We start from the raw sequence: 16,543 nt of genomic DNA, 5'->3' as shown, positions 1-16,543 counted from the left end.
AGGCCACACCCCCTCACGACGGAGATCTCTCCCATGGCCACATCCTCGAGCACCACCACCACGCACGGCACCACCCGCCGCGCGAAGACCACCGGCCTCACGGTCGCCGCCGCCGGCATCGTGGTGTTCAACATCTCCCCGCTGCTGAACTGGGTGAACCCGGCCGACAGCGCCGACCCCCGCACGGGCTACGAGACGGACTCCCTCGTCCCGTTCATCGCCTACCTCGGCCTCGGCCTCCTCGCCGCGCTGATCTACGCCGGCAAGCGCGCCCGCCGCGGGCAGCACCGTGGTCTGACGCTCGTGTCGATGGCCGTCGGCATCGCCGCAGCGATCCAGTGCCTGGCCTTCGCGCTCAACCCCATGGGCGGCCTCGAGCGCGGTGACGAGCTGGGCACCGACCTGGGCGTCTGGGTCGGCTTCCTCGGCGCAGCGGTGTGGGCCGTCGGGTCCTACCTGCTCGCGAAGGAGATCGAGGGCGACGACGACGCGCACGACGCGCACCGCACGCACTGACCTCGTGCTCGGAAGGCCCCGCTGCGGAGAACCGCAGCGGGGCCTTCCCATGTCACCAGCCCGCAGCGCCGGCTGACTGGGGACGACCTCACGGTCCGGCCGGAGACGCCCCGGCGTCGCACTGAGCCGATCGGGTGGCAGCCGGGCGCGACGCTCGCCCCGGGGGCGGTGCGCGACGCACGATCGGGGGACGACTCGGGCTCGGGGGGGCAACCGTGAGAACTGGCGTTCGTCGTGCAGCCGGCGTGGGGATCGCCGCAGTCCTGGGGACGGTGCTCGCGTGGGCGGTCGCCGCGCCGGCGGGCGCTGCGCCGCCGGCGATCACCCGGTGCAGCGAGCTCGCGGCCGACGGCCGGGTCGAGGGGATCGACCTCGGCTCGCACCTGTGGGTCGACGTCGACTGCCACCTGACCGACGTCGTGGTCCGGGGGACCGTCTACTCCTACGAGGGCGCCACGCTGACCTCCGAGCGCGTGCGGGTCCATGAGGGCCTGTACCTGCGGGGCGACGCGCAGCTGCGCGACACCGTGGTCGGCTGGGTGTCGCTGGACCCGCCGGCGAACCTCTCGGCCGAGTCGTCGACCGTCCGCGGCTCGGTCGTGGGCCGGGCCGGCATCGTGAGCCTGAGGTACGCGCGCGTCAGCGGCGACTACGACGTCACGACGTCCGACATCGCCCGCCTGCAGTCCACGACGGTCGCGGGGAGCACCACGTCACGCGGCGGCCGCCTCGTCGTGCACGACTCCACGTTCCTGGGGACGCTCCACTCGATCGGCAACGGCGACGTGCTCGTCTGCCGGGCCGCCGTGCTGGGCGACCTGCGCGTCGAGGCGCTCACGGACTACGCGCGGCTCGGGGTCGAGGGCAGGCAGTTCTGCCGCTCGGAGATCCGGGGCTCGGTGATCCTCGAGGACAACCCGCACTCGATCGACCTCGGCCCGCTGTTCATCGACGGCGACCTGGTCTGCACCGGCAACACCGGCCCGCGCGGCATCACCGGCCTGCGCGAGGTCTGGCTCTTCGGCATCGCCGTCGGCCAGTGCCGACCCTGACCGAGCGGCCCCGGTGACCGCAGGGACGACTCCTGCTCGATCGACCCCGGGCCGTCGGTACGCGCCGAGGCAGGGCGCACCCTCGACGCTGATCGCGAGCTTCGTCTCGTCGGCCGCGGTGACTCTGACCGCACCGGGGTCGGGGGGACGGTCGCGCGCCCTCCCCGGACGACCCGCACCGCGCGGTGCCGCCCCGTGCCGCCCGGTGCGGCCCGGCACCGCTGCGCCCTGTCCTCTGCGACACATATCTGCTAGACATATCTCCAAGAGACAAGGAGCGCCATGCGCAGCAGCCAGACCCGCACCGCCGTGCTCGGCGCCCTGAGCATCGAGCCCATGACCGGCTACGCCGTCCGCGAGGCCATCCGCGGGACGCTCGGGCACTTCTGGAGCGAGAGCTTCGGGCAGATCTACCCCACGCTCGCCGAGCTCGAGCGCGACGGCCTCGTCGAGCGGCAGGGCGGGGCGCGGACCGGCTCGTCGGCGTTCGCGCTCACGGCGGCCGGGCGCACCGAGCTCCGCGCGCTGCTCGCGGAGCCGCCGCAGCCCGGCGCACCGCGCAACGGCGTCCTGCTCCGGCTGTTCTTCGGGCGGATGCTCGGCCCGGATGCCTGCGCCGAGCTCGTCCGGGACGCGCGCGATCGCGCGGAGCAGCAGCTCACGGCGCTGGCCGCCGCGCGGGCCGACCACGACCACGTCGAGCACGTCGAGGACAGCCCCTACTGGCTGCTCACGATCGCGGCGGGCGAGCACGCGGCCCGCGCGACCCTCGCATGGGCCGACGAGGCGCTCACGACGCTCGGCGCCCTCACGGCGGGAGAGGCCGGGCCGGCACCGTCCGACGACTGACACCCACCGCACGGCACGGCACCACGTCCCCGCGCGGCACACCGCCGCCCGCCACGAACCACGTCCCCGCGGCACACCGCCGCCCGCACGCGCCGCGCACCCCGCACCGCGCGTCGCCACCACCGCTCACCCGCGCACACCCCGGAGCCCCCGATGCCCACGAAGACCACCCCCTTCCCCGCTGCCACTGGCGTCGACCCCGCCGCCGCCCGATCGCGCGACCGCCGCCTCGCGGTCGCCGCGGCGTCGGGCTTCGCGCTCGTGACCGCCTTCCAGGTCGCGCTCGCCGCCGGCGCACCGCTCGGCGTCGCAGCCTGGAGCGGCGCGCACCCCGGCCGCCTGCCCGACGAGCTGCGCGTGGCGAGCAGCGTCTCGGCCGTCGTCTGGCTGCTGGCTGCGCTCGTGGTGCTCGCGCGCGGCGGGGTCGGGGTCCGGCTGCCCGCCCGCGTCGGCCGCACGGGCGTGCGCGCGCTCGTGGGGCTGCTCGGGCTCGGCGCGGTCATGAACGCGGCGTCGTCGAGCCCGTGGGAGCGGTTCGGCTGGGCGCCGTTCGTCGTCGTGCTGCTCGTGCTGTGCGTCCTGCTCGCCCGCCGCGGCCCGCGGGACGCCGTGCCGGCCTGACCGCGCGGGGCACACCGCCCGGACGCACACCGCCCAGGCGCACACCGCCCGGACGCACGCAGACCGAGGGCCCGGCAGCTGGTGGGGGAACCAGCCGCCGGGCCCTCGGCGCCGAGCGGGACCGACTACCGCAGCCCGGTGGACAGCGCGCTGATCAGCTCGCCGTTCGCGGTGTCGCCCGACAGCTCCCAGAAGAAGGTGCCGCCGAGGCCCTTGCTCTTGGCCCACGACATCTTGCCCGCGAGCGTCTGCGGGGTGTCGTAGCTCCACCACTCGCTGCCGCACTTGGCGTACGCCGTGCCGCCGACCGTGCCCGTCGCGGGGCAGCGGTTCTTGAGGACCTTGTAGTCCTCGATGCCGGCCTCGTACGTGCCGGGTGCGGCGCCCGTCGCCGAGCCGCCGGGTGCGGCCTGCGAGACCCCGGTCCAGCCACGGCCGTAGAAGCCGACGCCGAGCAGGATCTTGTTCGCCGGGATGCCCTTGCCGAGGAGCTTGTCGACCGCGGCCTCGGAGTTGAAGCCCTGCTGCGGGATGCCCGCGTAGGACGTCAGCGGCGAGTGCGGGGCCGTCGGGCCCGCCGGGTTGAACGCGCCGAAGTAGTCGTACGTCATCGGCATGAGCCAGTCGAGCTTCTGCGTGGCCGTCGCGTAGTCCGTCGCGTCGATCTTGCCGCCGTTGCTGCCGTCGGCCGTGATCGCCGCCGTCACGAGGGCGCTGCTGCCGAACTTGGTGCGCAGGGCGCTGATCACCTTGTCGAACGCCTGCGGGCCGCTCGTGTCGCAGACCAGGCCGCACGCGTTGGGGTACTCCCAGTCGACGTCGATGCCGTCGAACACGTCGGCCCAGCGCGGGTCCTCGACGAGGTTGTAGCAGGACTCCGCGAACGCGGCGGGGTTCTGCGCGGCCTGCGTGAAGCCGCCCGACCAGGTCCAGCCGCCGAACGACCAGACGACCTTGAGGCCGGGGTGCATCGCCTTGAGCTTGCGGAGCTGGTTGAAGTTGCCGCGCAGCGACTGGTCCCACGTGTCGGCGACGCCGTCGACGCTGTCGGCCGCGGTGTAGGCCTTGTCGTAGTCGGCGTAGGAGTCACCGATCGAGCACCTGCCGCCCGTCGTGTTGCCGAACGCGTAGACGATGTGGGTCAGCTTGTCCGCCGAGCCGCTCGTCTGGATGTTCTTCACGTGGTAGTTGCGGCCGTAGACGCCCCACTCGGTGAAGTAGCCGACGACCTTCTTGCCGGCCGGTCCGGGCGGCGGCGTCGTCGTCGTGGGGGTCGGCGTCGGCTTGGGGGTCGTGGTGGTCGTCGGGGTCGGCGTCGGCGTCGCGGGCGGCGGCGTCACCGTCCCGCCCGAGCAGGTCGCGCCGTTGACGGTGCACGCGGACGGCGCCTTGTGGCCGCCGGTCGCGACGTAGCCCCAGGTGAAGGAGGCGCCCGGCGCGAGCGCACCGGCCCAGGTCTTCGACTTCGCGGTGTAACGGTTGCCGTTGCGCGTGACGTCGGCGTCCCACGAGCTGCTGATCGTCGTGCCGGCCGGGAGGTCGAACTCGACGGTGAACGGGGCAGCGGCGGTGCTGCCGTTGGTGACCTTGACGTTGACCTGGTGGCCGTTGCCCCAGTCCCCCGCGGACGTGAAGGTCGCGGTGAAGGTCCCGGCGGCGTGGGCGGGCGCGGCCGGCAGGGCCGCGACGAAGGTGACGAGCAGGCCGGCCAGGGCGGCCAGTGCGACGGCGGCGCGCGTGCGTGGCGCGACCATGGCCGTCTCGTGGTGCGGTGCGAGCGTTCTGTGCCCCGCGGCGGCGCGGTGTGTGAAGCCCATCGTGGCAGTCCCCTGTCCTCTCGGCCTCGCGGCCAGATATGTAAGGATGGTGTACTAATGGATCGATTCCGACAGTAGCCGTCGGCTGTTCACCCGGTCAACGGTTGACTTACAGACCGGTCGTGCGGCATTCGCGTGCGCGCCCACCCGCGCCCGGCACGGCATCCGCGAGACCACTCGTCCGGGTGGTGGGCCGCCCGCCGCTCGACGCGCGCGGACCCGCGGGCGTCGCCAGACTGGGCGCACCAGCACCGACCGAAGGGTTCGCCCATGCGCACCAGCATCGTCACGCTGTCCCTTGCCGGAGCCCTCGCGCTGACCGGCTGCACCGCCGCCGACGAGAGCGCCGACCCCGTCGCCGAGCGCTCCGGGCCCGAGACGCTCGCCCCCGAGGACCTCGGCGAGGACGTCGTCGACCTCGGCGGCGTCCAGGACCAGATCGACGACCTGCGCGCCGGTCTCGACGACGCCGAGGCCGACGCGCGCGCGGAGGCCGAGACCGCGCTCGACGAGGCGCAGGCCGCGCTCGACCAGGCCGAGACCGCCCGGGACAGCGACGACCAGGCCCTGCGCGACGAGGCCGTCGCCTCGGTCGAGGAGGCCGGCGAGGCGCTGCAGACCGCGCGCGAGGACGCCGCCGACGCGTTCGGCCGCGCGCTCGACACGCTCGACGCGGACCTGCGCCGGCTCGCCGAGGAGCTGCGCCAGGCGCCGGCCTGACCCCGGGCCCCACCGCCCTCTCGACGAGCGCGCGCGGCCCGGGACGTCTACCTTTCGCGGATGACCTCGCGCCGCACGGACTCCCGCGACGCCGAGGCCCCGCACCACCCGGGCCGTGCGCACCGCCTGCTGCGCGCCGCCGGGTTCGCGGCGGCGCTCGGGCTGCCCGTCGCCGCGCTCGCGTTCGTCGTCCGCACCGAGTCCTCGCCCGTCGTCGCGTTCGACGAGGCGGTCATCGCCGCCGCGACGGACCTGACCCGCGACACCCCCGGCCTGCGCAGCGTCCTGCTCGCGTGGCAGGAGGCGTTCCGGGGCGTGTGGGTCAACCCGCTCGTCGCGCTCCTGTGCCTGTGGGCGTGGCGACGGCACGGCCTGCGCACGCGCGCGACCTGGGCGTTCGTCACGCTGCTCGTCGCCTGGGGGCTCGCGCAGGTCATGAAGCAGGTCGTCGCGCGCGCCCGCCCGGTCGTCGAGGACGCCGTCGCGCACGCCGACGGCTTCAGCTTCCCGTCGGGCCACGCGACCAACACCGCGGCGGCCGGCCTCACGGTGACGCTCCTCGTCTGGCCGCTGCTCGGCCGCCGCGGGCGCGTCGCGGTGCCGGCCGTCGCCGCCGCGCTCGTCGTCCTGACCGCCGCCGACCGCGTGCTGCTCGGCGTGCACTACCCGTCCGACGTCGTCGCGGGGGCGCTCTTCGGCACCGCGATGGTCGGCGCGTCGTATCTCGGCTACGTCGGCCGGACCCCGCACCTCCCCCGCCCCGACACCGACCACCCCGACACCCACCATGACAGGCAGGCCCACCCGTGAGCTTCGTCCACCGGTACGCGCAGGACACGTCGCGACCGACCCTCCGCAGCGCCGGGGGCGACCTCGCCCGCCGGGCCCTCGCGCCCGCCGTCGGGCTGTGGGCGGTCATCGTGGGGCTCGGCACGCTCATCCGGGGGCCGCTCGACGACCTGCCCACCGAGGACACGCTCAACGCCGAGCTCGCCGCGGACCGCACGCCGACGATGGACCAGGTCACGGCGCTGTGGTCGAACGTCGGCGCGACGCTGTTCATCATCGTCACGTGCCTGCTCGTCATCGCGCTCGTGTGGTGGCGCACCAAGGAGTGGTGGCTCGCCGTCGTCCCGGGCATCGCCGTGTCCGTGCAGGCCGCCGTGTTCGTGACCGCGGCGGCGGTCGTCGGCCGCGAGCGCCCGTCGGTCGAGAAGCTCGACGAGGCCCCCCCGACGTCGAGCTTCCCGAGCGGCCACGTCGGGGCGTCGACCGCCTTCTACCTCACGCTCGCGCTCCTGAGCCGCCGGATCGCCAACCCGACGCTGCGCTGGCTCGCGACCGCCGTGTGCCTGCTCGTCCCGGTCCTGGTCGCGTACGCGCGGCTCTACCGCGGCATGCACCACCTGACCGACGTCCTCGTCGGCGTCCTCAACGGCGTCGTGTGCGCCGGGCTCGCGTGGCACTACCTGCGCCGCCGCGAGCCGCGCACGAGCCGAGGGCGGGCCCGGGCGGCTGCGGCGCGCTGAGCCGGCTGCCCCGACGCGCGGCCACAGGGTTTGCCCCCTTCCGTCCCGGGAATACCTGTGCGTACGTTGTGAACCGCGCCGACGCGGATCCTCCTCGGACGAACCGCGGGGTCAGCAGACCCGGGCTCGCCGAACTCCTCTGGAGGTCCCACCCGTGACAGCACGTCGTACCCTCGCCGCGCTCACAGCGGCCAGCGCCCTGCTCGTCAGCGGCGCGATCGCGGCACCCGCCTCGGCGCACGGCAACCCGAACACCCCCGAGCGCTTCGCGGAGAAGGTCACCACGCAGGCGGTCATGCGCCACCTGCAGGCCCTGCAGTACGTCGCGGACCGCAACGACGGCAACCGCGCCGCCCTGACCCCCGGGTACGAGGCGAGCGCGCAGTACGTCGAGCGCACGCTCAAGCGCGCCGGGTACAAGACGGAGCGGGACTACTTCACGTTCGACCTCGACGTCGTCGACGCCGAGGTGCTCCTGCAGAACACGCCCGAGGCGGCGAGCTTCGTCGTCGACCAGATGGAGTTCTCGTCGAGCACGCCCGACACCGGGCTGACCGCGGACCTCTCCGTCCCGGCGAACGCGTTCGGCTGCGACGCCACCGCGTGGGAGGGCGTCGACGCCACGGGCACCATCGCGCTCGTGAGCCGCGGCAACGCGTGCCCGTTCGCCGCGAAGGCGCTCGCCGCCCAGGAGGCCGGCGCGATCGGCGTCGTCATCTACAACAACCTCCCCGAGACCGAGCTGTTCGGCACGCTCGGCGAGGACAGCGGCGTCACGATCCCGGCCGCGGGCACGACGCTCGAGACCGGCCAGGCGCTGTTCGAGGACCTCGCCGCGGGCCCGGTGAACGTCACGCTCGACATCCGCAGCCACGTCGAGGAGGCCGAGAGCTTCAACGTGATCGCCGAGACCAAGCGCGGGCGCGACGACAACGTCGTGATGCTCGGCGCGCACCTCGACAGCGTCGAGGACGGCCCCGGCATCAACGACAACGGCACCGGCTCTGCGGCGCTGCTCGAGGTCGCGGTCCAGCTCGCCAAGTCGAAGAAGCACAACAACACCGTGCGTTTCGCGTGGTGGGGCGCCGAGGAGCTCGGGCTCATCGGCTCGACCGAGTACGTCGAGGAGCTCGCGACGCAGGAGGGTGAGCTCGACCGCATCGCGACCTACCTGAACTTCGACATGGTCGGCTCCCCGAACTACGTCATCGGCGTGTACGACGCCGACCAGTCGACGTACGAGGCGCCCGTCGAGGTCCCGGCCGGCTCGATCGAGACCGAGGACGTCTTCACCGACTACTTCGACAGCATCGGGCAGCCGTGGGTCGACACCGAGTTCTCGGGCCGGTCCGACTACCAGGCGTTCATCGTCAACGGCATCCCGGCGTCGGGCCTGTTCACGGGGGCCGACGACATCAAGACCGCCGAGGAGGTCGCGCTGTTCGGCGGCACGGCGGGCATCCCGCAGGACCCGAACTACCACTCGCCCGAGGACGACATCACGAACGTCGACACGACGGCGCTCGGGATCATGGTCAAGGCCATCGCGTTCGCGACGTACTCGCTCGCGCTGGACACGTCGGCGATCAACGGCGTCTCCGGCCCGGGCACCGGCCACGGCTACCCCGGCCACCCGGGTCACCCCGGCAAGGGCCGGCACGGCGGGACGCTCGCACCACAGGGGACGCAGGAGGGCTGGGAGCGCGCGGCCTGACGCGCACAGCGGCAGAGCACGACCCGAGGGCCGGCGGACGTTCCGCCGGCCCTCGGCGTGTGCCCGGGCCCGGTCGGTCGCTGCGCCGGGCACCCTCGGACGGGCACCCTGGGACGCCACCGCGGGAGCGCGGCCGGGTGGACCGGCACGCCGACCCCAACCGCGGACGGCACCAGCGTCGTTCTCCCTTCAGGAGGACGACGTGAGGAGAGGTGGCAGGTGACCAGACCGTGGGAGACGTCGCTGGAGCAGCTCGTGCGCGAGCGCTACCCGCGGCTCGTGGCGCACGCGACGCTCGTCGCGGGCTCGCGCAGCGACGCCCAGGACCTCGTGCAGGAGGCGCTCATCGCGGCGTTCTCCGGGCGGGCGAGGTTCGCGTCCATCGCGCAGGCCGAGGCGTACGTGCGGCGCGCGATCGTGTCGCGCTCGATCGACGAGTCGCGGCGGCGCGCCCGCGAGGCGCGGGTGGTCGGGCGGGTCGGCGCGGAGCCGCAGCGCCCGGTCGTCGTCGAGGAACGCGGCCCGGGAGCGGACGTGGTCCGCGCGCTCGCGACCCTGAGCCCCCGCGAGCGCGCGTGCGTCGTCCTGCGTCAGATGGAGGACCTCTCGGTGCAGGAGACGGCGTCCGTGCTGGCGCTGAGCCACGGCGCGGTCAAGCGCTACACGTCGGACGGGATCGCGCGGCTCGACGCCGCGCTCGGGACGAGGACGGGCCCACGGTCGACGAGCGACGTCCGGCTCGTGCAGAAGGACGGAGGTGCGCGGTGAACGAGGACCTGAACGCCCTGCTGGTGCGGGCGGAGGACGAGCTGACCTCGGCGACGCCCCCCGCCGACGACGTGCTGCTCGCCCGGCTGCACACCGCGGTGCGCCGGCGACGCACGGTGCGGCACGCCGGCGAGTCGGTCGCGGGCGTCGCGGCGGCCACGGTGATCGCGGTCGGCGCCTGGGCGGGCCTGGGTCAGGACGAGCCGGAGCCCGCGGTGACGCCGAGCCCGAGCGTCTCGTCGTCGGCCGGACCGACGGCCACGCCGACCCCGACCCCGACGCCCACCCCGACGCCCACGCCCACCCCCACCCCGACCGGGCCGCCGGTCCGGGCCGAGCAGATCGACGACGCCACGGTCGTCGCCCGCCTGAGCGCGCCCCGGACGGGCGAGGTGTGGACCACGCCCGTGCGGGCACCGGAGCACGAGGCGCTCTTCGCGTCCGAGTACGGGGGCCCCCAGGTGTACCGGGTCGGGCAGCGCGGGGACGCGGAGATCGTCGTCACGATCGACGAGTGGCTCACCGAGGAGGCGTCCGACATGGCGCCGTACCTCTTCGGCCCCCCAGCGCTGTACGAGATCGACGCGGCGGGCGTCCGGCACGTGCTCTGCCCGAGCGCCCGCACGACCGACCCGTGCCAGGAGCGCCACCAGTACACCGAGATCGTGCCGGACGAGGCGACGTTCTACGACTCGCTGACCGTGCCGAGGACCATCGAGATCACCGGGGGCTGGTCGGTGTCGACGGTCGCGACGGTGGCCGAGCCCGACGCGGGCCATGAGCCCCTCGGGGACTGGCGCGCGTTCCGGGACTTCGAGGACAAGGCCCGGGTGGTCCGGACGCTCGGTGCCCTGCGGCTCGTCGAGACGGTGAGCCGGTTCAGCGTGGAGGGCTTCACCTCCCACTCCTACGCGGTGGCCACGCCGTTCGGCTCGGTGCTCCCGCTCGAGGCGCAGGACGTCCCCGGTGGCGACTACGGCAGCATCGTCTGGGACGACGGCGTGGACCGGTCGCCCACCGACGGCGACGACCCCCGCTCGCTCGCCGCGGCGGGCTCCGTGTGCGAGGGCGCGCACTTCTCCGTCGAGCAGGCGCACGTGCGGGCGGACTGGCGCCGGGGCGGGACCACCGCGGAGGGCCGGCCGGTGCTGATCCCCGTCGAGGGCGGCAACGCGGCCTCGCGTGCGCTGCGCGCGTCCCACGAGGACAACTCGTTCACGTACTCCGAGGAGGCCGGCGAGATGGTGTACGGGTCCGACACCGACTACCCGTACGAGACGGACGCCGAGTTCCTCGAGGCGCGCGCGCTGTACGCCGTCGCGGGGCCGGACGGCCGGTGGCAGCTGCGGATCCGACCGGACGCCACGAGCGTCGTGTACGAGTGCTCGTGACGGCCGCCGCCCCGCCGGGTGCCCGGGGTCGCGCGGTCAGGACCCGGCCGGGGTGGTGGACGCCCGGGGGAACAGCCGCGCGAGGACGTCGGCCAGGGTGATCACGCCTCGCAGGGTCCCGCCGTCGACGACGACGGCGAGGTGGTTGCGGGTCTCGCGCATCGAGGTCAGCGCGGCGTACACGGGGGTGCCGGCCTCGATCGCGAGGACCGGGCGCATCAGCTCCCGGACGGGTCGGTCCGGGGGTTCGACCAGGGTGTCGCGCACGTGCACGACCCCCTGCGCCGAGCCGGTGCTGCCCACGAGGATGCGCAGGTGCCCCGAGTCGCGCGTGGCCGCCTGGACGTCGGCCGCCGTCGCGGTGACCGGGACGGCCGTCGGCCGTGAGGTGCTCGTGAGCAGGTCCTGGACGGTGAGGTCCTCGAGCTCGAGGGCGCCGGAGAGCTGGGCGAAGTAGGCCGGCTCGAGCGCGCCGACGTTCGCGGAGTGCTCGAGCAGGTGACGCAGGTCGTCGGGGTTCTGCCCGGCGGCCACCTGGGCGGCGGGCTCGACGCCGACCTTGGTCAGGCACCAGTTGGCCACGTCGTTCAGGGCGACGAGCAGCGGGCGGGTGGCCCACATGAACGCGCGCATCGGGATCGCCAGCACGGTCGCGGACGTCTCGGGGTGGGCGATGGCCCAGGACTTGGGGGCCATCTCCCCGACGACGAGGTGCAGGAACGTGACGACCAGCAGGGCGAGGACGAACCCGGCGGCGTCGGCCAGCCACAGCGCGAGCCCCCACGTCTCGAAGACCGGCGTGAGCCAGTGGTGCACGGCGGGCTTGGTGATCGCGCCGAGGGCCAGGGTGCAGGCGGTGATCCCGAGCTGGGACCCGGCGAGCAGGACGGTCAGCTCGGTCGAGCTGCGCAGCGCCGCGCGGGCGGACCGGCTCGTGGGGGCGGCGTCCTCGAGCCGGTGCCGCTTGGCGGCGAGCAGGGCGAACTCGACGGCGACGAAGAACGCGCTCAGCGCGATCAGGGCGACCGTGACGCCGGTGACGATCCAGGGGTCGCTCATCGGTGGGACTCCTCGGCGTGGGCATCCGTCGACGCGGGGGGTTCGGCGGGGACGGTGACGCGCACGAGGGCCGGCACGTGCCGCTCGACCTCGAGCACCTCCACCCGCATCCACACCGGGGCGGGCTCGTCGGCATGGGCGAGGTCGGCGGGGTCCGGGGGCAGCTCGACATCCACCACGTCCCCGGTCGCGGGCAGCGAGCCGTGCTGCGCGATGACCAGGCCCGCGATGGTCTCGTACCCGTCGCGCGGCAGGTCGTGCCCGACGGCGCGCTCGACCTCATCGATGTGCACGTCGCCCGCCATGACCCAGATCCCGTCGTCCGCGACCGGCGCGAGGGTCGGGGTGGCGGGGTCGTGCTCGTCGGTGATCTCCCCGACGAGCTCCTCGGCCAGGTCCTCGAGGGTCAGCACGCCGGCGAAGCCCCCGTACTCGTCGATCACGCACGCCATCCGGTTCCGCGACCGGGTCAGCTCGCGCAGGGCGTCGGGGAGCGTCATCGACGCCGCGAGCACGAGCGGTGACCGCATAAACGTCGCGGCGGGCGTGCGGTCGCCCTCGGCGCCCGCGAGCACGTCATCGAGGTGGACGACGCCGACGACCTGCTCGTCGTCGGTCAGCACGGGGTACCGCGAGTGACCCGTGGCCATCCGGGCCCGGACCTCCGCCAGCGTCTCGCCGGCGTCGACGACGTCGACGTGGGCACGGGGGATCATCGCGTGCTCGACGTCGCGGCGCGGGAAGTCGATGATCCGGTCCAGGAGCACCGACAGCTCCGCCGGGAGGTCCCCGCTGTCGCGCGAGTCCTCGACGATGTGCTCGAGGTCCCGCACGGTCGCGGAGTGCTCGACGTCGTGCACCGGCTCGATCCGCAGCGCGCGCAGCAGGAGGTTCGACGCGGCGTCGAACACCCGGATCAGCCACCCGAACACCGCCAGGTAGACCGTGGTCGAGCGGGCCAGCCACAGGGCCACCGGCTCGGGGCGGGCGATCGCGAGGTTCTTCGGGAAGAGCTCGCCGACGATCATCTGCACGAGCGTCGAGAACAGCAGCGCGAGGACCGTGCCGACCGCGATCCCCACGCCGGTGGGGACCCCGACGCCGCCGAGCGCCTCGCCCAGGGACTCCCCGATCAGGGGCTCGGCGACGTACCCGACGAGGAGCCCCGTGACCGTGATGCCGAGCTGCGCGCCGGACAGCATGAAGGACGTGCGCCGGGTCACCGCCAGCGCACGCTGCGCCGCGACGTCACCGCCACCGGCGCGCGAGCTCAGGCGCGAGCGGTCCACGGCCATGTACGCGAACTCCTGGGCCACGAAGTAGCCCGTCACCGCGGTGATCGCCAGCACGACGAGCACGCCGAGCAGCAGCGTGAGCACCCACATCAGGACCTGCACCCCCTCGTCGGCTCCTCGTGGCGCGACGTGCGGGGGTTCGTACTGTCGGTGTCCATGGCTCTCTCGGGTGGGCGGCAGGTCCCCTGCACAACGCGCGCCGGGCGGGGCCGGTTCCCGGCGGGCGGATGAGCGCCGCGCACGCGAGAGCCGCGCGCCGGTCACGAGGCCGCCGGCCTCGGGGCAGCACATGCTGGAAACGCAGGCGAACATGTGTTCGAATGACGGTATGCGGTGGGAAGGCCAGCGGCTCGACCAGGACGACGGCGCCGCCCTGCCTGGGCTCTCGCTCGCGGGGCTCGTCCGCAGCGTCCAGACGCCCGACTTCCGCGGCGTGACGTTCCACGAGGTCGCCGCCAAGAGTGCGCTCAACCGGGTCCCCGAGGCCTCGCGCATGCCGTTCCGGTGGACCGTCAACCCGATGCGCGGCTGCCTGCACGCGTGCACGTACTGCTTCGCGCGCCCGACGCACGAGTACCTCGACCTCGACGCCGGCCGGGACTTCGAGACGCAGATCGTCGTGAAGACCAACGTCGTCGAGGTGCTGCGCGCCGAGCTCGCCCGGAAGTCCTGGCGCCGCGAGCACGTCGCGCTCGGCACCAACACCGACCCCTACCAGCGCGCCGAGGGCCGGTACTCGCTCATGCCGGGCATCATCGGCGCGCTCGCCGGCTCGGGCACGCCGCTGTCGATCCTGACGAAGGGCCCGCTGCTCAAGCGCGACCTCCCACAGCTCACCGCCGCCGCACACGACGTGCCGATCGGTGTCGCCGTGTCGCTCGCCGTGCTCGACCCGGCCCTGCAGCACGCGCTCGAGCCCGGCACGCCCGGACCGCGAGCGCGCCTCGACCTCGTGCGCGCGGTGCGCGACGCCGGGCTCACGTGCGGCGTCCTCGTCGCGCCGGTCCTGCCGTGGCTCACCGACTCCGAGGAGCACCTCGACGCGCTGCTCGGCGAGCTCGCGAAGGTCGGCGCGAGCGGCGTGACGGTCATGCCGCTGCACCTGCGCGGGTCGGTCAAGCCGTGGTTCCTGCAGTGGCTCGCGCAGGAGCACCCGCACCTGGTCCCGCGTTACCGCGGGCTCTACGGGCGCGGCGCCTACGTGCCCGACGACTACCGGCAGTGGCTGCGCGAGCGCGTCGCCCCGCTGCGGCGACGACACGGCTTCGTCGGCGCGGCCGAACGTCAGCCCGGTCTCGGTCCGGGCGTCGAGGGGTTCCCGCCCGGGGCGCTCCCGACACCACGCGGCGGGCCGGTCGAGGCGCCGCAGGACCTCGGCGGGCAGCTCACGCTGTTCTGACCGTCGGGGCGACGGCACACCCCGGACGTGGGGTGCGCCGCGTCCCGTGCTGCCGGCGGGTCAGTCCTGGGCGTCGTCCGGGACCGACTCGGGGTCCTCCTCGGGCTCGAAGCCGGACGGCTCGCCGGCTCCGATCCCCACGCCCGTCTCCGGGTTGGGGACGTCACTGGTCGGGGTGCTCGCGTCGCTGCTCGTGTTCTCGCTCATGACGCCATCGTGCGCCGCATCGGGCACCTCCGCCCGAGGAGCGGTCAGGACCGCACGAGAGCGCACCGTGGCGGGGCGGCCGGTGGCTCCCGGCCGCCCCGCAACGACCGGCGTCAGGACCTGTCGGACGCGCCCCGCTGGTGCGGGACGAACGAGACCCGGCCGGGGTGGTGGGCCGCGGCCCGGCTCGCGCGACCCCGGAGCCAGACACCGCCGACCACGAGCAGCAGCGCGACCGGCACGAGCCAGAGCTCGCCGCCCGTCGCCGCGAGCACCGGGACGGGCTGCGCCGCGGCAGCACCGGCCGCGAGCGCCGTGGTCGAGCGCAGCCCGTCGCCGGCCCCGACCAGCGCCGCAGTCATCCCGTGCGCCCGGACCGCGACGAGGTCACCGCCGGCGGCCGCGCCTGCCGAGGCGCCGAGACCCCCCGCCGAGCCGAGACCCGCCGCGGGTCCGGCCTGCGCCTCCTCGCCCGCGCCGAGCACGCCGTCGACCGGGGTGACGACCCCGGGGGCCGGGACGCCAGGACCCGAGGCGCCGACCGGTGCACGGGGCGTGCCCGGCGTGCCGGGCGTGCCGGGGTGAGCCCCGGACCCACCGCCGGCGCCCTCCGTCCCGCGGGCCACCGTCGCGTCCCCGACGACGCCGAGCGCGACGCCCGACACGGTCACCGGCGCGGTGACCGGTGCGTCGAGCAGCGACCCGTCGCCCCCGTCCGTGACGCCCGAGCCGTCCGGGTCGAGCCTCTCGCTCGTCCCGCCGCCGGAGCCCGGCCCCTGGACGACGTCCGCGTCACCGAGCACGCCGAGCGCGACACCGGAGACCTCGACGGGCACGGTCACGGGCGCCGACACGACCGCCTGCTCCCCCACCCCGGACGTGTCCGCCTCACCGGAGCCGGAACCCGCCGCCGGCTCCGCGGACGACCCGGACCTCACCACAGTGGCGTCACCGAGAACACCCACGGCCACGTCCGAGACGTCGACCGGGACCTCGACGGGGGCGGACACGAGCGTCCCCTCCGACGCTGTCTGCGCGACCGGCGCCGGCCCCGGCGCGGACGGGGTCGACGTGCCCCCGTCCGACGGCGCGGACGCGACCGTCGCGTCCCCCAGCACGGCGACCGCGACGCCCGAGACATCGACCGGCACCTCGACGGGAGCGGACACCAGCGCACCCTCCGACGACGGTGTCGGCGCGGCCGGCGCCGGCTCAGGTGCGGACGGGGCCGGCCCACCCCCGTCCGACGGCGCGGACGCGACCGTCGCGTCCCCCAGCACGGCGACCGCGACGCCCGAGACGTCGACCGGGACGGACACGGGAGGCGAGACGAGCGACCCGTCACCGGCACCGCCGCCGGCCGTCGGGTCGCCGCCGAGCTCGAGGCTCAGCCCGGCGAGGGGTTCTGCGGTGGAGCCGACGACGACGTCGACCCCGAGAGCCCCATCGGGGGGCGTGGCGTGGGCCGCTGCGGCCCCGGCGGCCAGCAGGCCACCACTCACGAGCGCTGTCTGCAGCGCTCGATGGACGTACGTGTGCATGGGTGTTCTCCTTGCCGAGACCGGAACGCCCGCTGCGGGGCGCGAGGATGCGTGTCGCCACGAGG

The 16,543-nt window shown here is 74.6% G+C and carries 16 protein-coding genes; 11 read left to right on the top strand and 5 right to left on the bottom strand.

Going from position 1 to position 16,543, the window contains the following annotated elements; all coding sequences use genetic code 11:
* Nucleotides 1-33 precede the first annotated feature (33 nt).
* The 4 genes from CCE01nite_RS09230 (at nucleotide 34) to CCE01nite_RS09215 (ending at nucleotide 3,038) form a co-directional block, all read left to right on the top strand.
* Nucleotides 34-516, top strand: a complete 483-nt coding sequence (locus tag CCE01nite_RS09230; protein WP_034631788.1) for a hypothetical protein — start codon at nucleotides 34-36, stop codon at nucleotides 514-516.
* A gap of 245 nt (nucleotides 517-761) precedes the next feature.
* Entirely contained in the window at nucleotides 762-1,568 is an 807-nt protein-coding gene (locus tag CCE01nite_RS09225; protein ID WP_034631790.1) for a hypothetical protein, read from the top strand.
* Nucleotides 1,569-1,850: 282 nt separating this feature from the next.
* Complete coding sequence (locus CCE01nite_RS09220) at nucleotides 1,851-2,417, top strand: PadR family transcriptional regulator (RefSeq protein WP_034631792.1); 567 nt, start codon at nucleotides 1,851-1,853, stop codon at nucleotides 2,415-2,417.
* 153 nt (nucleotides 2,418-2,570) lie between these two features.
* The gene (locus CCE01nite_RS09215) at nucleotides 2,571-3,038 is read left to right on the top strand and encodes a hypothetical protein (protein ID WP_052104255.1); all 468 of its coding nucleotides are present in this window, start codon (nucleotides 2,571-2,573) and stop codon (nucleotides 3,036-3,038) included.
* Between the two features lie 125 nt (nucleotides 3,039-3,163).
* On the opposite strand, the gene CCE01nite_RS09210 is transcribed toward CCE01nite_RS09215, so the two are convergent.
* Nucleotides 3,164-4,855 (bottom strand): glycosyl hydrolase family 18 protein, encoded by a 1,692-nt coding sequence (locus CCE01nite_RS09210; RefSeq protein ID WP_169744037.1) that lies wholly within the window; start codon nucleotides 4,853-4,855, stop codon nucleotides 3,164-3,166.
* A gap of 270 nt (nucleotides 4,856-5,125) precedes the next feature.
* On the opposite strand from CCE01nite_RS09210, the gene CCE01nite_RS09205 reads away from it, so the two are divergent.
* From CCE01nite_RS09205 to CCE01nite_RS21640, 6 genes are all read left to right on the top strand, one after another.
* On the top strand, nucleotides 5,126-5,575 hold the full coding sequence (locus tag CCE01nite_RS09205) for a hypothetical protein (RefSeq protein ID WP_034631794.1): 450 nt from the start codon (nucleotides 5,126-5,128) through the stop codon (nucleotides 5,573-5,575).
* Nucleotides 5,576-5,635: 60 nt separating this feature from the next.
* Nucleotides 5,636-6,385, top strand: coding sequence for a phosphatase PAP2 family protein (locus CCE01nite_RS09200; RefSeq protein ID WP_084142790.1), 750 nt, complete (start codon nucleotides 5,636-5,638; stop codon nucleotides 6,383-6,385).
* The gene (locus CCE01nite_RS09195; protein ID WP_034631796.1) at nucleotides 6,382-7,104 is read left to right on the top strand and encodes a phosphatase PAP2 family protein; all 723 of its coding nucleotides are present in this window, start codon (nucleotides 6,382-6,384) and stop codon (nucleotides 7,102-7,104) included. Before CCE01nite_RS09200 ends, CCE01nite_RS09195 begins: the two co-directional genes overlap by 4 nt.
* A gap of 154 nt (nucleotides 7,105-7,258) precedes the next feature.
* Complete coding sequence (locus CCE01nite_RS09190) at nucleotides 7,259-8,818, top strand: M20/M25/M40 family metallo-hydrolase (protein ID WP_034631798.1); 1,560 nt, start codon at nucleotides 7,259-7,261, stop codon at nucleotides 8,816-8,818.
* 219 nt (nucleotides 8,819-9,037) lie between these two features.
* On the top strand, nucleotides 9,038-9,586 hold the full coding sequence (locus CCE01nite_RS09185; RefSeq protein ID WP_034631800.1) for an RNA polymerase sigma factor: 549 nt from the start codon (nucleotides 9,038-9,040) through the stop codon (nucleotides 9,584-9,586).
* Complete coding sequence (locus tag CCE01nite_RS21640) at nucleotides 9,583-10,977, top strand: hypothetical protein (RefSeq protein ID WP_034631802.1); 1,395 nt, start codon at nucleotides 9,583-9,585, stop codon at nucleotides 10,975-10,977. The genes CCE01nite_RS09185 and CCE01nite_RS21640 overlap by 4 nt, the downstream gene beginning before the upstream one ends.
* Before the next feature lie 36 nt (nucleotides 10,978-11,013).
* On the opposite strand, the gene CCE01nite_RS09175 is transcribed toward CCE01nite_RS21640, so the two are convergent.
* Together CCE01nite_RS09175 and CCE01nite_RS09170 are read right to left on the bottom strand one after the other, a co-directional pair.
* Nucleotides 11,014-12,036: a hemolysin family protein gene (locus CCE01nite_RS09175; protein WP_034631804.1), complete on the bottom strand. Its 1,023-nt coding sequence runs from the start codon at nucleotides 12,034-12,036 to the stop codon at nucleotides 11,014-11,016.
* Entirely contained in the window at nucleotides 12,033-13,421 is a 1,389-nt protein-coding gene (locus CCE01nite_RS09170) for a hemolysin family protein (RefSeq protein WP_034631820.1), read from the bottom strand. The genes CCE01nite_RS09175 and CCE01nite_RS09170 overlap by 4 nt, the downstream gene beginning before the upstream one ends.
* Before the next feature lie 238 nt (nucleotides 13,422-13,659).
* Between CCE01nite_RS09170 and CCE01nite_RS09165 the strand changes: the two genes are divergently transcribed.
* Nucleotides 13,660-14,730: an Rv2578c family radical SAM protein gene (locus CCE01nite_RS09165; RefSeq protein WP_034631806.1), complete on the top strand. Its 1,071-nt coding sequence runs from the start codon at nucleotides 13,660-13,662 to the stop codon at nucleotides 14,728-14,730.
* Nucleotides 14,731-14,790: 60 nt separating this feature from the next.
* On the opposite strand, the gene CCE01nite_RS21310 is transcribed toward CCE01nite_RS09165, so the two are convergent.
* Together CCE01nite_RS21310 and CCE01nite_RS09160 are read right to left on the bottom strand one after the other, a co-directional pair.
* Nucleotides 14,791-14,937, bottom strand: coding sequence for a hypothetical protein (locus tag CCE01nite_RS21310; protein ID WP_157464200.1), 147 nt, complete (start codon nucleotides 14,935-14,937; stop codon nucleotides 14,791-14,793).
* A gap of 113 nt (nucleotides 14,938-15,050) precedes the next feature.
* Nucleotides 15,051-16,478, bottom strand: a complete 1,428-nt coding sequence (locus CCE01nite_RS09160) for a hypothetical protein (protein ID WP_141372226.1) — start codon at nucleotides 16,476-16,478, stop codon at nucleotides 15,051-15,053.
* Nucleotides 16,479-16,543 lie beyond the last annotated feature (65 nt).

It is taken from the genome of Cellulomonas cellasea, from assembly GCF_006538745.1.
Taxonomy (GTDB): domain Bacteria; phylum Actinomycetota; class Actinomycetes; order Actinomycetales; family Cellulomonadaceae; genus Cellulomonas_A; species Cellulomonas_A cellasea.
Note: the sequence above shows the minus strand (reverse complement) of the source record. Positions and strands in the feature narration are given on the sequence as shown.